General features: G+C 49.5%; 12 protein-coding genes. 7 read left to right on the forward strand and 5 right to left on the reverse strand.

Annotated features, from left to right (window positions below; all coding sequences use genetic code 11):
• Positions 1 to 58: 58 nt before the first annotated feature.
• The 4 genes from K3G25_RS04505 to sspI all read right to left on the reverse strand — a co-directional run bounded on the left by K3G25_RS04505 (position 59) and on the right by sspI (position 4,258).
• Complete coding sequence (locus K3G25_RS04505) at positions 59 to 1,387, reverse strand: (Fe-S)-binding protein (RefSeq protein ID WP_007408108.1); 1,329 nt, start codon at positions 1,385 to 1,387, stop codon at positions 59 to 61.
• Complete coding sequence (glcD, locus tag K3G25_RS04510; protein ID WP_232489605.1) at positions 1,384 to 2,796, reverse strand: glycolate oxidase subunit GlcD; 1,413 nt, start codon at positions 2,794 to 2,796, stop codon at positions 1,384 to 1,386. The genes K3G25_RS04505 and glcD overlap by 4 nt, the downstream gene beginning before the upstream one ends.
• A gap of 99 nt (positions 2,797 to 2,895) precedes the next feature.
• The gene (locus K3G25_RS04515; RefSeq protein WP_061860772.1) at positions 2,896 to 3,981 is read right to left on the reverse strand and encodes a CdaR family transcriptional regulator; all 1,086 of its coding nucleotides are present in this window, start codon (positions 3,979 to 3,981) and stop codon (positions 2,896 to 2,898) included.
• Between the two features lie 61 nt (positions 3,982 to 4,042).
• Entirely contained in the window at positions 4,043 to 4,258 is a 216-nt protein-coding gene (sspI, locus tag K3G25_RS04520) for a small acid-soluble spore protein SspI (protein ID WP_003152527.1), read from the reverse strand.
• Positions 4,259 to 4,378: 120 nt separating this feature from the next.
• Between sspI and K3G25_RS04525 the strand changes: the two genes are divergently transcribed.
• From K3G25_RS04525 to pheT, 3 genes are all read left to right on the forward strand, one after another.
• Entirely contained in the window at positions 4,379 to 5,125 is a 747-nt protein-coding gene (locus K3G25_RS04525; protein ID WP_007408111.1) for a TrmH family RNA methyltransferase, read from the forward strand.
• 361 nt (positions 5,126 to 5,486) lie between these two features.
• On the forward strand, positions 5,487 to 6,521 hold the full coding sequence (pheS, locus tag K3G25_RS04530; protein ID WP_003152530.1) for a phenylalanine--tRNA ligase subunit alpha: 1,035 nt from the start codon (positions 5,487 to 5,489) through the stop codon (positions 6,519 to 6,521).
• 13 nt (positions 6,522 to 6,534) lie between these two features.
• Entirely contained in the window at positions 6,535 to 8,949 is a 2,415-nt protein-coding gene (pheT, locus tag K3G25_RS04535) for a phenylalanine--tRNA ligase subunit beta (protein WP_012118137.1), read from the forward strand.
• 36 nt (positions 8,950 to 8,985) lie between these two features.
• Here the strand turns inward: pheT and rnhC are convergent, their stop codons facing one another.
• Positions 8,986 to 9,927 (reverse strand): ribonuclease HIII, encoded by a 942-nt coding sequence (gene rnhC, locus K3G25_RS04540; protein ID WP_053573141.1) that lies wholly within the window; start codon positions 9,925 to 9,927, stop codon positions 8,986 to 8,988.
• 133 nt (positions 9,928 to 10,060) lie between these two features.
• Between rnhC and zapA the strand changes: the two genes are divergently transcribed.
• From zapA to K3G25_RS04560, 4 genes are all read left to right on the forward strand, one after another.
• Positions 10,061 to 10,318 carry a cell division protein ZapA gene (gene zapA, locus K3G25_RS04545; RefSeq protein WP_007408114.1) on the forward strand — a complete coding sequence of 86 codons (258 nt, stop codon included), beginning with the start codon at positions 10,061 to 10,063 and terminating at the stop codon, positions 10,316 to 10,318.
• Positions 10,319 to 10,325: 7 nt separating this feature from the next.
• Positions 10,326 to 10,859, forward strand: coding sequence for a CvpA family protein (locus K3G25_RS04550; RefSeq protein WP_014418586.1), 534 nt, complete (start codon positions 10,326 to 10,328; stop codon positions 10,857 to 10,859).
• Positions 10,860 to 10,964: 105 nt separating this feature from the next.
• The gene (gene polX / locus K3G25_RS04555; RefSeq protein WP_007408115.1) at positions 10,965 to 12,677 is read left to right on the forward strand and encodes a DNA polymerase/3'-5' exonuclease PolX; all 1,713 of its coding nucleotides are present in this window, start codon (positions 10,965 to 10,967) and stop codon (positions 12,675 to 12,677) included.
• Between the two features lie 20 nt (positions 12,678 to 12,697).
• A complete protein-coding gene (locus K3G25_RS04560; protein WP_065181013.1) occupies positions 12,698 to 15,055 on the forward strand; it encodes an endonuclease MutS2 in 2,358 nt (785 codons plus the stop codon).
• Positions 15,056 to 15,063 lie beyond the last annotated feature (8 nt).

A 15,063-nucleotide genomic window follows, 5' to 3' on the forward strand; every position in this document is an offset into this window, starting at 1 on the left:
CCGAACATTGCAGCATCATAAAAAAAGCAGAGAGCCGATCGGTCTCTCTGCTTTCATCTTATGACAAATCCGCCGCTTCCAAAAGGTAATCCGCCAAATGAACCGCGCGGACACGGCCTGTTAATCCTTCGCGTAAAATGCCGAGCTGCATTTGCAGAAGGCATCCGGGATTGGCTGTCACGATGACGGCCGCCTCCGTTTTTCCGGCGGCTTTCATCTTGCTGTCTAATATTTTCATAGACATCTCTGACTCTGTTATATTATAAATTCCCGCCGACCCGCAGCAGCTGTCGGCCTTTTCCATTTCTCTGTACTCAGCCCCTTTAATGCTTTTCAAAAGCGTGCGCGGTTCCTCTGACGTATGCATCACATTGCGGAGGTGGCAGGAGTCCTGATATGTGACGATATGAGGAGACTGTGCCCGCAGGTTTTTTTGATGGAACTTCAGATCAACCAGTACGGATGAAAAGTCTTTGAGCTTCCGGACGAATTGTCCGGCACGTTCCGCCCATCCAGGTTCATCTTTCAGTAAATGCGGATATTCCTGAAGAAAGGCGCCGCATCCGCCGGCGTTTGTAATGATATAATCAGCATCAAGCGCTTCAAAAGCCGCGATATTCCGCTTGGCCAGTTCTTTTCCCATCTCTTTTTCTCCGCTGTGCCCGTGAAGCGCGCCGCAGCACGCCTGGCCGTCCGGAACCGCGATTTCACACCCGGCCGCCTGTAAAAGCGCCGTTGTCGCATGATTTGTCGCTAAAAACATCGTATCCATTAAGCAGCCCGAGAAAAAAGCGGCCCGTTTTTGGACGGGACCCGCGGCAGGAAGAAAACGCGGCCTTTCCTTCATGTCTTTCCGTTTCGGGGCGGGCGGGAGCACTTGTTCCATTGTGCGCAGATGTTCAGGCAAAACGCGCAGCATACCGGTTTTTCTGACGGCGGTCTGCAGTCCCGATCTTTGGTATATTCCGAGAAGATTCACGGCTGTCTGCATGCGGTTTTGATGAGGGAAAAGCCCGGTGAAGGCGGCTTTCCGCAAGAGGCGCACGCCCGGCTTATGTTTTTTATTTTGATGAATGATATCCCTCGCTTCTTCAAGCAGCTGTCCGTAATTGACCCCTGCCGGACAAACGGGCTCGCATGCCCGGCACCCGAGACACAGCGAAAGTGAGCGCTCGACATCTTCATCCGGCTCGATCAGTCCGTCAGTGACGGCTTTCATCAGGGCGATCCGGCCGCGCGGCGAATGGGATTCTTGAAATCCCGATTCGATATAGGTCGGACAGGAAGGAAGGCAGAAGCCGCAGCGCATACAGTTCAGCAATTCACCTTCATCCATGCGGTTTTTGAATTCTGTTTGAATTTGTTGCTGCTCTTTAGCCGTGGTCATTTCATCACCACCACGCGTTTCCTTGATGAATTGGCGAATATTTTTCCCGGATTCAGCAGATTTTGGGGATCAAGCGCTTGTTTGATCGCTTTCATGGCGGTGATGCCTTCTGTTTTCAGTTTCATTTCTAAATACGGCGCTTTTACGATGCCGACCCCGTGTTCACCCGTTATCGTCCCGCCCAGCTCAATCGCTTTTTCAAAAATGGCGGCAAAAGCTTTTTCGACACGTTCCATCTCCTCTGTATTCCGGTTATCGGTGGTGCACGTCGGATGGAGGTTGCCGTCTCCGGCATGGCCGAATGTGCAGATGGACAGGCCGTATGTTTCTGCAATCTCGTTAATGGCTTTGACCATGCTGGCAATTTGTGATCTCGGCACGGTCGCATCTTCCAGAATCGTTGTCGGTTTCAGCCGGGCAAGGGCTGATAATGCGGACCGTCTGGCCTCTGTAAGCGCGAATGCCTCTTCCTCGGTTTCAGCCGTTTGGACGGATACGGCTGCTCCGTTTTTACAGATGGCTTCGATTTTTTCCATATCTCGTCTGACCGTTTCGATGTCACCGTCCTGTTCGATCAGCAGCACCGCTTTTGCGTCGGTCGGAAGCCCGATCTTGGCGTAATCTTCAATGACCTGCAGTGTCGGCTGATCCAGAAATTCGAGTGTCGCCGGAATGATTTTTTCAGCGATGATGGCAGAAACCGATTCCGCAGCCGCTTCAATATGTTCATAGAGTGCAAGCAGCGTTTTTTTCGTTTCCGGCTTCGGAACCAGCTTTAAAGTCGCTTCCGTCACAACGCCGAGCGTCCCTTCTGATCCGACGAAAAGCCGGGTCAGATCATAACCGGCGACATCCTTTGTCAGCTTTCCTCCTGTGCGGATGATATCGCCTGAAGCCAAGACGGCTTCAAGGCCGAGGACATAATCCCGGGTGACGCCGTACTTCAAACCGCGCAGCCCGCCGGAATTTTCATTAATATTCCCGCCGATCGTCGATATTTTCATGCTGCTCGGATCAGGCGGATAAAATAAACCTTTTTGTTCAACCGCACGGATCATATCTTGCGTGATTACGCCCGGCTGGACGGTTGCCGTCAAATTTTCTTCATCGATTTCTAGAATGCGGTTCATATGTTTGAATAAAAGCACAAGCCCGCCTTCAGACGGACATGTGCCGCCGCATAAGTTTGTGCCTGAACCCCTCGGCACGATCGGAATGTCATGCCTGCTGCAAATCGTTAGTATACGCGACACGTCATCCGCGCTGCGGGGGGCGATTACCGCATCCGGCATGGCTTGCAGCTGAGGAGCCGCATCATAAGAATACACAAGACGGCCCGCCGCCGAATCATCATAATTCTCCTTCCCGACCGTCCGGATGAACGCTTCTTTTGCCTCTCGTGAAATCATGTTCTCCCAACCTCCCTGATAAGAAAAGCGTTTTCATTTAATTGTAAAGAAAAACGATTCCGCACACTATGGAGAAACATATGAAAAATGATGATATGATTACGTGATTTTTGTATGTTGATCTAAAAAGCGCAGCGCCAAATAAAAAGCCGTTATGTCTTCGGGGCGGTCAAGTTTCATATTTGTCAGTGATTCCAGTTTGGAAAGACGGTAGCGCAATGTATTGATATGAATATGCATGTCGTCGGCGGTGCGCTTAAACGATAATTGCCGGTCGAAAAAGGCGCGCAGCGTATCCAGAAGTTCTTCCCGGTCCAGTACATGCTCGAGAACCCGCCGTGAAAATTCCGACCTCGTGCGGGGTGTGATATCGGCAAGACACATATCCAGTTTTAAATCTTCTTCAAAGACGGCCTGCTTGTCACCGATACCGGCTGAAAGTGCTTTATCCGCCTGTTCGTATGATTCCGTGAGGCGCTCTCCCGGAACGATCCGTCCGATGCCGGCGGTGACAGGCTGCCCGAAAACGGCGCCGATCTTTTTAATGAGCTGTGTTTTGGAAGCCGAATTTGCTTCATGATTAATGAGAATGCGTTCATTTCCCCAGCGGACAAACAGGTCTTCAGGGCATTCGTACTGCCAGAGCCGCCCGAGCTCCTCCGCTTTATATTGCTCATAACGGCCTTGAATGAGTATGATCCGGCGGTATGCGTGAAGGTCTGCGCCGATGAGCTTTGCTTTTTCTAAAAAGCCCGGAGACCATTCTTTCAGCTGCAGCCAATCAACCATAAAGGATTCAAGCATTCTCGCACGCCACTGCGCTTCTTCCATATGGCGCGTTTCTTTAATAAACAGCTCCGTCATTTTTCTGAGCAATTCTCCGAAAGGAAGGATATCGTCAGGGTCTCCTGTCAGACCGAATACTCCGATCACTTCATGACCTGAAAAAACGGGGAGGTTCAGTCCTGCTTTTACGCCCTCGAGCCGTTTTTCATCTTCTTTCGTAATGATGACATTCCGTTTTTCGCGCGCGCAGATCAGTGCGCCTTCATGAAACCATCCGGCGCGCGCCTCGTTGGTGCCCGCGATGATCATTCCTTTTGTATCGGCAATAATTACTTCGCGGCTGTACATATGTTTGACTTCGGCAATCAACTTCTTTGCCAGTTCCGGCTGTAACTGCATGGCGATCCCCCTCGCCATTATTATACAAAAAAAACCGGGTGTGCCATCACCCGGTTCATGCTTATTGCGCAGGTTTTAATCCGCCTTCAAGTGTTTTGAGCATTTCATTTTTTTCTGAGTCCGACGCATGCTGCCAAAGAACTTCGAATAAGACGCCGAGGCCCGGAAGCATTTTTTCTTCACCGCTTTGGATGGCGTCAACGATAGTATGCTCCAGCTGATCCTGGTTATTGCCGGTTACATTGGCAATAACGGCGTTGCGTAAATTAAGATCCATTACAACCGCTCCTTTTTCCTGAATGTGATACGCATATTCTTACCGCGCACGCGGTTTATTATGTGCTGTTCTTAAGATATAATAACAACATGCATGAAAAAAGGAGAGCACAGACATAAAGTGAAACGAATCGACTCTGCAAAAAACCAAAAAGTGAAGGATTGGAAAAAACTTCACACAAAAAAAGAGAGACTTAAAACGAATACATTTCTGATAGAAGGAGAGCATCTGGCAGAAGAAGCGCTCAAATCAAAGGGAACGGTAAAAGAAATTCTCGTAAACGATGAGAGCGCCATCCCGGCCGATCTGGACATGAGTATCCCGTGCTACGTGCTGAGCGAAGACGCGTTTTCAGCCGTGACGGAAACGGAAACGCCGCAGCGGATCGCCGCGGTCTGCCATATGCCGGATAAGCAGCCTGATCAGCTGAAGCGGCTGCTTCTGATTGATGCCGTGCAGGACCCGGGGAATTTAGGAACAATGATCAGAACGGCAGATGCGGCGGGGATCGACGCCGTTGTCCTTGGTGAGGGAACAGCAGACCCGTACAACGGAAAAACGCTGCGTTCAGCACAAGGTTCTCATTTTCATATTCCCATTTTGAAACGTCCGCTTGATGAGTTTACCGCTGAGCTGAAATCACAAGGCGTCGCGATCTACGGCACGGCGCTTGAAAACGGTGCGGCTTATCAAAGCGTGAAGCCTGAAGAATCGTTCGCGTTAATCGTCGGGAACGAGGGGGCGGGAGTGGACGCCGGCCTTCTGCAAAAAACGGATCTCAACTTGTACGTTCCGCTGTACGGACAGGCGGAATCGCTGAATGTGGCGGTAGCGGCCGCCATCCTCGTTTATCATCTCAGAGGATAGGTTGCGAAAAGCCTTGGATTTCACTATAATAGATAGCAATAATGTAAAAACCGTGACAGAGGACGTCAATTTTTGCACACACTGCCTTCCAGGGAGAAAATGCCGCTGACTGAAAGCATTTTTATCGCAGCACAGAAATTGATTTTCACCTCTCGAGTTGTCACCGGGACCGCGCCAAACGCGCGTAAAGGTGAACCGGAACGATCGTTTCCGTTATGTCAATGAAGCTGTCGGCAGATGAAGTCTGCCTTAAAAAGGGTGGTACCGCGGCCACAACTCGTCCCTTCTCTCAAGGGGCGGGTTTTTTTGTTTTCTGAAAAAGGCATAGAACGGTTTGGTTTACATAAAAGGAGGATGCATGATGGAAGAGAAGCTTAAACAGCTCGAACTGGAAGCTGCAGAAAAAGTAGAAGCGGCGGGTTCATTAAAAGAAGTTAACGACATTCGGGTGCAATATCTCGGAAAAAAAGGGCCGATTACAGAAGTTCTCCGCGGCATGGGCAAACTGTCCGCCGAAGAGCGCCCGAAAATGGGAGCGCTCGCCAATGAAGTGAGAGAGCGCATTGCAGCAGCCATTACGGCGAAAAATGAACAGCTTGAACAAGAAGAGATGAATAAAAAACTCAGCAGCCAGACGATTGACGTCACATTGCCGGGCAGTCAGGTAAACATCGGCGGACGCCATCCGCTGACGGTCGTTATTGAAGAAATTGAAGATTTATTTATCGGAATGGGATATACCGTCGAAGAAGGCCCTGAAGTGGAAACGGATTATTACAACTTTGAGGCGCTGAACCTGCCGAAGGAACATCCGGCCCGCGACATGCAGGACAGCTTTTACATTACAGAAGAAATGCTGATGAGAACGCAGACGTCACCGGTGCAGACGCGCACGATGGAAAAGCATAAAGGAAAAGGCCCCGTCAAAATCATTTGTCCCGGTAAAGTGTATCGCCGCGACAACGATGACGCGACACATTCCCATCAGTTCATGCAGATTGAGGGTCTCGTCGTCGACCGCAAAATCAGCATGAGCGACCTGAAAGGCACGCTTGAATTGGTCGCCAAAAAAATGTTCGGCCAAGATCGTGAAATCAGGCTCCGTCCGAGCTTTTTCCCATTCACAGAGCCTTCTGTCGAGGTGGATGTGACCTGCTTTAAGTGCGGCGGACAAGGCTGCTCCGTCTGCAAAAAAACAGGCTGGATCGAAATTCTCGGCGCCGGCATGGTTCACCCGAACGTGCTGAAGATGGCCGGATTCAATCCTGAGGAATACCAGGGTTTTGCTTTCGGAATGGGTGTGGAACGTATCGCGATGCTGAAATACGGCATTGAAGATATCCGCCATTTCTATACCAATGATGTCAGATTCATTTCGCAGTTTAAACAGGCGTAAGAGGAGGATACACATGTTTGTTTCTTATAAATGGTTAGAAGATTACGTTGACTTGCAGGGAATCGACCCGGCCGTGCTTGCAGAAAAAATTACGAGAGCCGGCATTGAAGTTGAGGGTATCGAGTATAAAGGGGAGGGCGTAAAAGGCGTTGTCATCGGACACGTGCTTGAGCGTGAACAGCACCCGAATGCCGACAAACTCAACAAATGCCTTGTTGATATCGGTGCGGAGGAACCCGTGCAGATTATCTGCGGCGCCCCGAATGTTGATAAAGGACAGAAGGTTGCCGTTGCAACGGTCGGAGCCGTGCTTCCCGGCAATTTCAAAATTAAAAAAGCCAAGCTGCGCGGCGAAGCGTCTCACGGCATGATCTGTTCCCTTCAGGAGCTCGGCATTGAAAGCAAGCTCGTGGCGAAAGAATATGCGGAAGGCATTTTCGTTTTTCCGAATGATGCTGAAACGGGAGCTGACGCAATGGCGGCCCTTCAGCTTGATGATGCGATTTTAGAATTGGGCTTAACGCCGAACCGCGCCGACGCGATGAATATGCTTGGCGTGGCTTATGAAGTTGCGGCTATTCTCGGCGCAGAGGTAAAGCTTCCGGAGGCTTCATATGAAAAAGCGGCAGAAAAAGCGGCGGATGCTGTTTCCGTTAAGGTTGAAGATACGCAGGCCAATCCGCATTATGCCGCAAAAATCATTAAAAACGTCAAAATCGGCCCGTCACCGCTTTGGATGCAGACGAAGCTGATGAATGCAGGCATCCGCCCGCATAATAACGTCGTGGACATTACAAACTTCGTCCTCCTTGAGTACGGACAGCCGCTTCACGCTTTCGATTACGACCGGTTCGGTTCAAAAGAGGTCGTCGTCAGAAAAGCGGCGGAAAATGAAACCATCGTGACGCTGGATGAGCAAGAGCGCAAGCTGTCAAGCAGCCATTTGGTCATCACAAACGGAAAAAAAGCGCAAGCCGTTGCGGGAGTCATGGGCGGAGCTGAGTCTGAAGTCCGTGAAGACACCACTGCGATTTTACTGGAAGCCGCTTATTTCGACGGACAGACCGTCCGCAAAGCGTCGAGAGACCTCGGGCTGAGAAGCGAAGCGAGCGCCAGATATGAAAAAGGCATTGATCCGGCACGCGTTCTGCTGGCGGCTGAACGGGCCTGCAGTCTCATTCAGGCATATGCCGGCGGAGAAGTGCTCTCAGGCACGGTTGAAGAAAACCATCTGAAAATCGAAGCAAACAATATTCACGTGTCTGTTGAAAAAGTGAACGCCGTGCTCGGCATGACAATCGCTAAAGAAGAAATCATCAGCATTTACAAGCGCCTCGGGTTTGCAGTCGGTGAAGCTGAAGACGTTCTCGTCGTAACGGTCCCGTCGCGCCGCGGAGATATTAGAATAGAAGAAGACCTGATTGAAGAAGCGGCGAGATTGTACGGGTATGACAATATTCCGTCCACGCTTCCGGAAACGGCCGGCACGACAGGCGGCTTGACACCGTACCAGGCAAAACGCCGGAAAGTGAGACGTTTCCTTGAAGGAGCGGGTCTTTCACAAGCGACCACTTATTCATTAACGAATGATAAAAAAGCGGCCGCTTTTGCGATCGAAAAATCATTCAACACGATGCTTGCTCTGCCGATGAGCGAAGAAAGAAGCATTCTCAGACACAGCCTCGTGCCGAATCTTCTTGAAGCCGTTTCATACAATCTGGCCAGACAGACTGATTCCGTTGCTTTATATGAAACGGGTTCTGTATTTCTGACGAAAGAAGAAAACACAAAACCGGTTGAAAAAGAACGGGTTGCCGGAGCTGTAACCGGATTGTGGCGCAAAAATTTATGGCAGGGTGAGAAAAAGCCGGTTGATTTCTTCGTCGCCAAAGGAATCGTTGAAGGCCTGCTGCATCAATTGAATGTGTCAGACCGGGTTGAATTTGTCCAGTCAGAACGCAAAAACATGCATCCCGGCCGGACGGCAAACATTCTATTGAACGGTTCGCTTGCCGGATTTATCGGCCAGGTGCATCCGGCAATGGAAAAAGAGCTGGATATCAAAGAAACGTATGTGTTCGAGCTTGATCTGCACGCGCTTCTGACCGAGGAAACAGAACCTGTCGTGTATACGCCGATTCCGAAGTACCCGTCCGTCACGCGCGACATTGCGCTTGTGGCAGATAAAACCGTTACAAGCGGACAGCTCGAAGCCGTGATCAAAGAAGCCGGCGGCGCGCTGCTGAAAGAAGTCACCGTATTTGATGTGTACGAAGGTGAGCATATGGAAGAAGGCAAAAAATCCGTCGCCTTCTCGCTCCAATATGTTAACCCTGAACAAACATTGACAGAAGAAGAAGTGACAAAAGTACATGAAAACGTGCTGAAAGCGCTGGAAGAAACGTATCAGGCCGTATTAAGAGGATAAAGAAAAAGCTTGCAGATCACTCTGCAAGCTTTTTTACTATGACCGCTTCCGTTCAACAAGGCGTTTCGCTTTTTGCGTATTGGCAAAATGAAGTTTAGTGAACGTTCTGAGCGCACCTTCTCCCTTATTGATGATCAGCTTGGCGGCAGCTTCATCGACGTGCGGCCCCGCGCCTTTTGGAATCGTCATCCCAGCCTCACGCGAAAGCTTATCCATTTCAATTAAGAAAGAATATCGCGCAATGATAGAGGCTGCGGCGACGGAAAGATGTATGCTTTCCGCTTTCGTGCTGAAAAACGTTTTTTCTTTTACGATATCCCGTCCGGAAAGATGCTTAAAATAAATGCCGGGCTCTGCGAATTGGTCAATCAAAATCGCTTCCGGTTTAACGCCGTTCATTTTTCTCAGCAGATTGGAAATCGCCTGATTATGAAGGAGCGCCTTCATTTTTCCTTGGCTCATGCCTTTTTCCTGCATCTGATTGTATTTTTCGTTTTTTAACACAAGCAGGCTGTAAGGAATGGTTTTAATTAACAGTTTGGCGATTTCAATAATCTGCGGATCTTTTAAATCCTTCGAATCCTTCACACCGAGTTCTCTCATTAAAGAGAGCTTTGTTTTGTCGGCGTAGGCGCAGGCAACCGTTATCGGCCCGAAGTAATCGCCTGTTCCGACTTCATCAGAGCCGATCACTGACATGGAGGCAATGCCCGCCGGGGGAGCGTAAAGCGGGTCGGCCGCTTTTTTGACGGTTTTCTTTGCTTTCGGCGTCTCAGCCGTTCCCCAGCGGGCCGCTTCTGTGCCGGCGTTTTTTCCTTGAAAGAGAACCTTGCCCGAGCGGTAGGCTGTAATGGTACAGCCCGGAGGCTTGGCCTGGAAGACGGCGCCCTGCGGAACGGCGGGAGTAAGGGAGCCGGCATAGGATTGTTTCATTTGTTCCATAGCGGAAGCGGATACTTTTATAACAGAATGGGACACGATATAATCTCCTTTTTTGGCACTTTTCACTGTATATACCAGTGTATCATAACAGCCCGAGGCTCGTCTTTCCATTCAAACGATAATCGTGGTATGATAGGAACTAGGATTCTCGCGGAATGGAGGAGAAACGTTGTCTGACGGCAAAAAAACCAAAACGACAGTAAACATTTACGGCCAGCACTTCACCATTATCGGGGAAGAAAGCAAAGCGCACATGCGCCATGTGGCCGGAGTGGTTGATGATAAAATGAGAGAAATCAACGAGAAAAATCCATATCTTGATATAAATAAGCTCGCTGTATTGACTGCGGTCAATGTCGTGCATGATTATATGAAACTGCAAGAAAAATATGAAATACTGGAGCGGCAGCTTAAAGAAAAGGAATGAACACCATATGATAGATATCATCATCTTAGTTTTGCTCTTAATGGGCACATTGCTTGGATTAAAAAGAGGATTTATCCTCCAATTTATATATTTAACGAGTTTCATCCTCTCGATTGCGTTTGCGGCGCTTTTTTACAAAAGCCTGGCCCCGCATCTGAGCTTTATACCCGCGCCTGATTTTTCCGGCGGGCAGGCGGCTCTGTCTTTTATTAAAGGAAACGTAGAGACGGCTTATTACAACGCGATCGCGTTTGTCATTTTGTTTATCATCGCAAAGATTCTGCTCCGGATTATCGGAGCGGCGCTTAATATCATCGCCGGCATTCCGGTCATTAAACAGATCAACAAACTGCTGGGCGGGGTGCTTGGGTTTCTGGAAGTCTATTTATTTGCGTTTATCCTGTTATACGTCGCATCCGTACTGCCGGTAAGCGCGCTTCAGGATATGCTCGCACAATCGACGCTTGCAAATATCATCACACATCATACGCCGTATCTGTCAGGGCTCCTGCAAGAACTGTGGGCCCAGTACGGGGCATAAAAAACTTCTCTTGACCGGAGAAGTTTTTTTCAAGCTCTGCGTCAGTTGTGCCGGAGGAGAAAAATTTGTATGATGAAAAGCAGGAAACGACTGGGGGTTAACAGTATGCATAAAAAAGATATCATCAGGCTGCTTGAAACGATTGCGGTCTATATGGAACTGAAAGGGGACAACCCGTTTAAAATATCAGCCTTCCGAAAAGCGGCAGCGGCGCTTGAGCAGGATGACCGCAGCCTGTCGGAAATCGACGACATGATGTCTTTATCCGGAATCGGAAAAGGCACCTACGGCGTCATTCGTGAATATATGCAGGAAGGTGTGTCCGGCACGCTTCTCCAATTGCAGAAAGAAGTTCCGGAAGGCTTGGTTCCTCTTTTGAAGCTTCCGGGCCTCGGCGGCAAAAAAATCGCCAAGCTGTATCAGGAACTGGGCGTTCATGACGCGGAATCGCTGAAAGAAGCGTGCGAGCAGCAAAAAGTTCAGGGGCTCGCCGGTTTCGGCAAAAAAACGGAGGAGAAAATCCTCCAGGCTCTCGGAGAAGCCGGAAAACAGCCGGAACGGTTTCCGATCGGCTATGCGCTCAGCATTGCTTCAGTAATTGAAGAACATTTGGCCCGGCTGACGGATATTCAGAAATATTCCCGGGCCGGCAGTCTCAGAAGAGCGCGGGAAACCGTAAAAGATCTGGATTACATTATCGCTACAGATCATCCGGAGGCTGTCAGAGAACAGCTTCTTTCTCTCCCGAACGTAAAAGACGTGATAGCGAGCGGGGATACAAAAGTATCAGTCATCCTGACCTTTGAATATGAGACGAGTGTGGATTTCCGGCTTGTGACAGAGGAACAGTTTGCCACCACACTGCATCATTTTACCGGTTCTAAAGATCACAACATTAAAATGCGCCAGCTGGCGAAAGAGCGCGGTGAACGGATCAGTGAATACGGAGTAGAAACTATAGAAACGGGAGACGTCAAAACATTCCCGAGCGAAGAAGCGTTTTACGCCCACTTCGGTCTGCCGTTTATTCCTCCTGAGCTCAGAGAAAGCGGGCAGGAGGTCGACACGTACCGGGAAGAAACGGACCTTGTGGAGCATAAAGCGATAAAAGGCGATCTCCACATGCACTCAGCCTGGAGTGACGGCGCTTTTTCCATCAGGGAAATGGCAGAAGCATGTATGGCAAAAGGCTATCAGTACATGGCGATCACCGACCATTCCCAATATTTAAAGGTAGCCAACGGGTTAACGGCCGAACGGCTCAAAAAACAGGCGGAAGAAATTGACGCGTTAAATGCTGAATTTGAAAATTTTCATATTTTTAAAGGCGTAGAAATGGACATTCTCCCCGACGGTTCGCTTGATTATGATGACAGTGTTCTGTCTGAAATGGATCTTGTCATCGCATCTATTCATTCAAGCTTCAGCCAGCCGGAGCATGTCATTATGAAACGGCTTGAACAGGCGCTGACGAATAAGCACGTGGACATTATCGCCCACCCGACGGGACGCCTGATCGGCAGACGGGCCGGCTATGAAGTCGACATCGACATGCTGATTGAACTCGCCGCCAAAACAAATACGGCGCTTGAACTGAATGCAAACCCCGCGCGCCTCGATTTGCGGACTGAGCATCTGATCAAAGCAAATGAAAAAGGTGTGACTTTGGTCATTAATACCGATGCCCATAATATCGAGATGCTCGATGATATGAAAACGGGCGTGACCGCTGCGCGCAAAGGCTGGACGGAGACAAAACATGTGTTAAACGCCCGGCCGCTACACGAGGTCAAAGCATTTCTGACGCGCAATGATTAAGTAAGGAGGATCACAAAACCGTGCAGCAAAAAGTGTTATCATCACTTGAATTTCATAAAGTAAAAGAACAGATTACCGCACATGCCGTCTCATCGCTCGGCCGGGAGAAGCTTCTGCAGCTGAAACCTTTGACGGATCTCTCAGACATCCAAAAACAGCTGGATGAAGTTGAAGAAGCATCCGCGGTCATGCGCTTGAGAGGCCATGCTCCGTTCGGCGGACTGACCGACATAAGATCCGCTTTACGGCGGGCGGAAATCGGCAGTGTGCTGACACCGGCGGAATTCACCGAATTGTCCGGGCTGCTGTATGCCGTTAAACAAATGAAGCATTTTATCAGCCAAATGACAGAAGACGGCGTCGGCATTCCGCTGATACAGGCCCATGCAGAAGAGCTGATTACATTAGGCGATTTGGAAAGGGAGATTAACTCCTGCATTGATGACCATGGTGAAGTGCTTGATCATGCGTCACCCGCTTTAAGGGGAATCCGCACGCAGCTCAGGACGCTTGAATCAAGAGTCAGAGACCGGCTTGAATCGATGCTGCGTTCATCTTCCGCTTCTAAAATGCTGTCTGACACCATCGTTACGATTCGGAATGACCGCTTTGTCATCCCGGTCAAACAGGAATACAGATCAAGCTACGGCGGAATTGTCCACGATACATCTTCATCCGGTGCGACACTGTTTATTGAACCGCAGGCGATCGTAGATATGAACAACTCGCTTCAGCAGGCGAAAGTAAAAGAAAAACAGGAAATCGAACGGATTCTTCGAATGCTGACGGAGCATACGGCTGAACACACACAAGAAATCGCTCAAAATGTGGAAGTGCTGCAGACACTGGATTTCATTTTCGCCAAAGCGAGATACGCAAAAGCGATGAAGGCGACAAAACCACTTATGAACGGAGACGGCTTTATCCGGCTGAAAAAAGCGCGCCATCCGCTGCTGCCCCAAGATCAAGTCGTGGCCAACGATATTGAACTGGGCGGAGATTATTCAACGATCGTTATCACGGGACCGAATACGGGCGGTAAAACCGTTACGTTAAAAACACTCGGGCTGCTGACGATAATGGCGCAGGCAGGATTGCACATACCGGCTGATGAGGGATCGGAAGCAGCCGTATTTGACAATGTGTTTGCCGATATCGGCGATGAACAGTCGATCGAACAAAGTCTGAGTACGTTCTCATCCCACATGGTCAATATCGTCAATATTTTAAAAGACGTGTCTGAAAACAGTCTTGTGCTGTTTGATGAACTCGGTGCCGGAACAGATCCGCAGGAAGGGGCGGCGCTTGCCATGAGCATCCTTGACGAAGTTCACCGGACAAACGCCAGAGTGCTTGCGACAACCCATTATCCGGAACTGAAAGCATACGGATATAACAGACAAGGCGTCATGAATGCCAGCGTTGAATTTGACATTGAAACGCTTTCGCCTACCTATAAGCTTCTGATCGGAGTGCCGGGCCGAAGCAACGCATTTGAAATCTCAAGACGCCTTGGGCTTCCGGAGCATATCATCGGCCAGGCGAAGTCAGAAATGACCGCCGAACATAACGAAGTCGATCTGATGATCGCATCGCTTGAAAAAAGCAAAAAAAGAGCGGATGAAGAGCTTTCTGAAACCGAATCAATCAGAAAAGAAGCAGAAAAACTGCACAAAGAGCTTCAGCAGCAGATCATTGAGCTGAACGCCCAAAAAGATAAAATGATGGAAGAAGCCGAGCAGAAAGCTGCGGAAAAACTGGAAGCCGCCGCAAATGAAGCCGAACAGATTATCCGCGAACTCCGGTCCATCAAGCAAGAACACAGATCCTTTAAGGAACACGAGCTGATTGACGCCAAAAAACGTCTCGGAGACGCGATGCCGGCTTTTGAAAAATCAAAGCAGCCGGAAAGAAAAACAGAGAAAAAACGCGAGCTCAAGCCGGGCGACGAAGTAAAGGTGCTCACATTCGGACAAAAAGGGGCGCTGCTTGAAAAAACCGGCGAGAAAGAATGGAACGTCCAAATCGGCATCCTTAAAATGAAGGTGAAGGAAAAAGATCTTGAGTTTCTCAAATCGGCTCCTGAACCGAAAAAAGAAAAAGCAATCACCGCCGTAAAAGGGAAGGATTATCACGTATCCCTTGAACTTGACCTCAGGGGAGAGCGTTACGAAAACGCCCTCAGCCGCGTCGAAAAATATTTAGATGACGCGGTGCTTGCCGGCTATCCGAGAGTGTCCATCATTCACGGAAAAGGCACGGGCGCCCTCCGAAAAGGGGTGCAGGATCTTCTGAAAAACCACCGCAGCGTGAAAAGCTCGCGGTTCGGGGAAGCGGGAGAAGGAGGATCAGGCGTAACGATTGTCGAACTAAAATAAAAAGGGAG

Origin of the sequence: Bacillus sp. FCW2 (assembly GCF_021228595.1) — a bacterium.
GTDB classification, from domain to species: Bacteria; Bacillota; Bacilli; order Bacillales; family Bacillaceae; genus Bacillus; species Bacillus velezensis.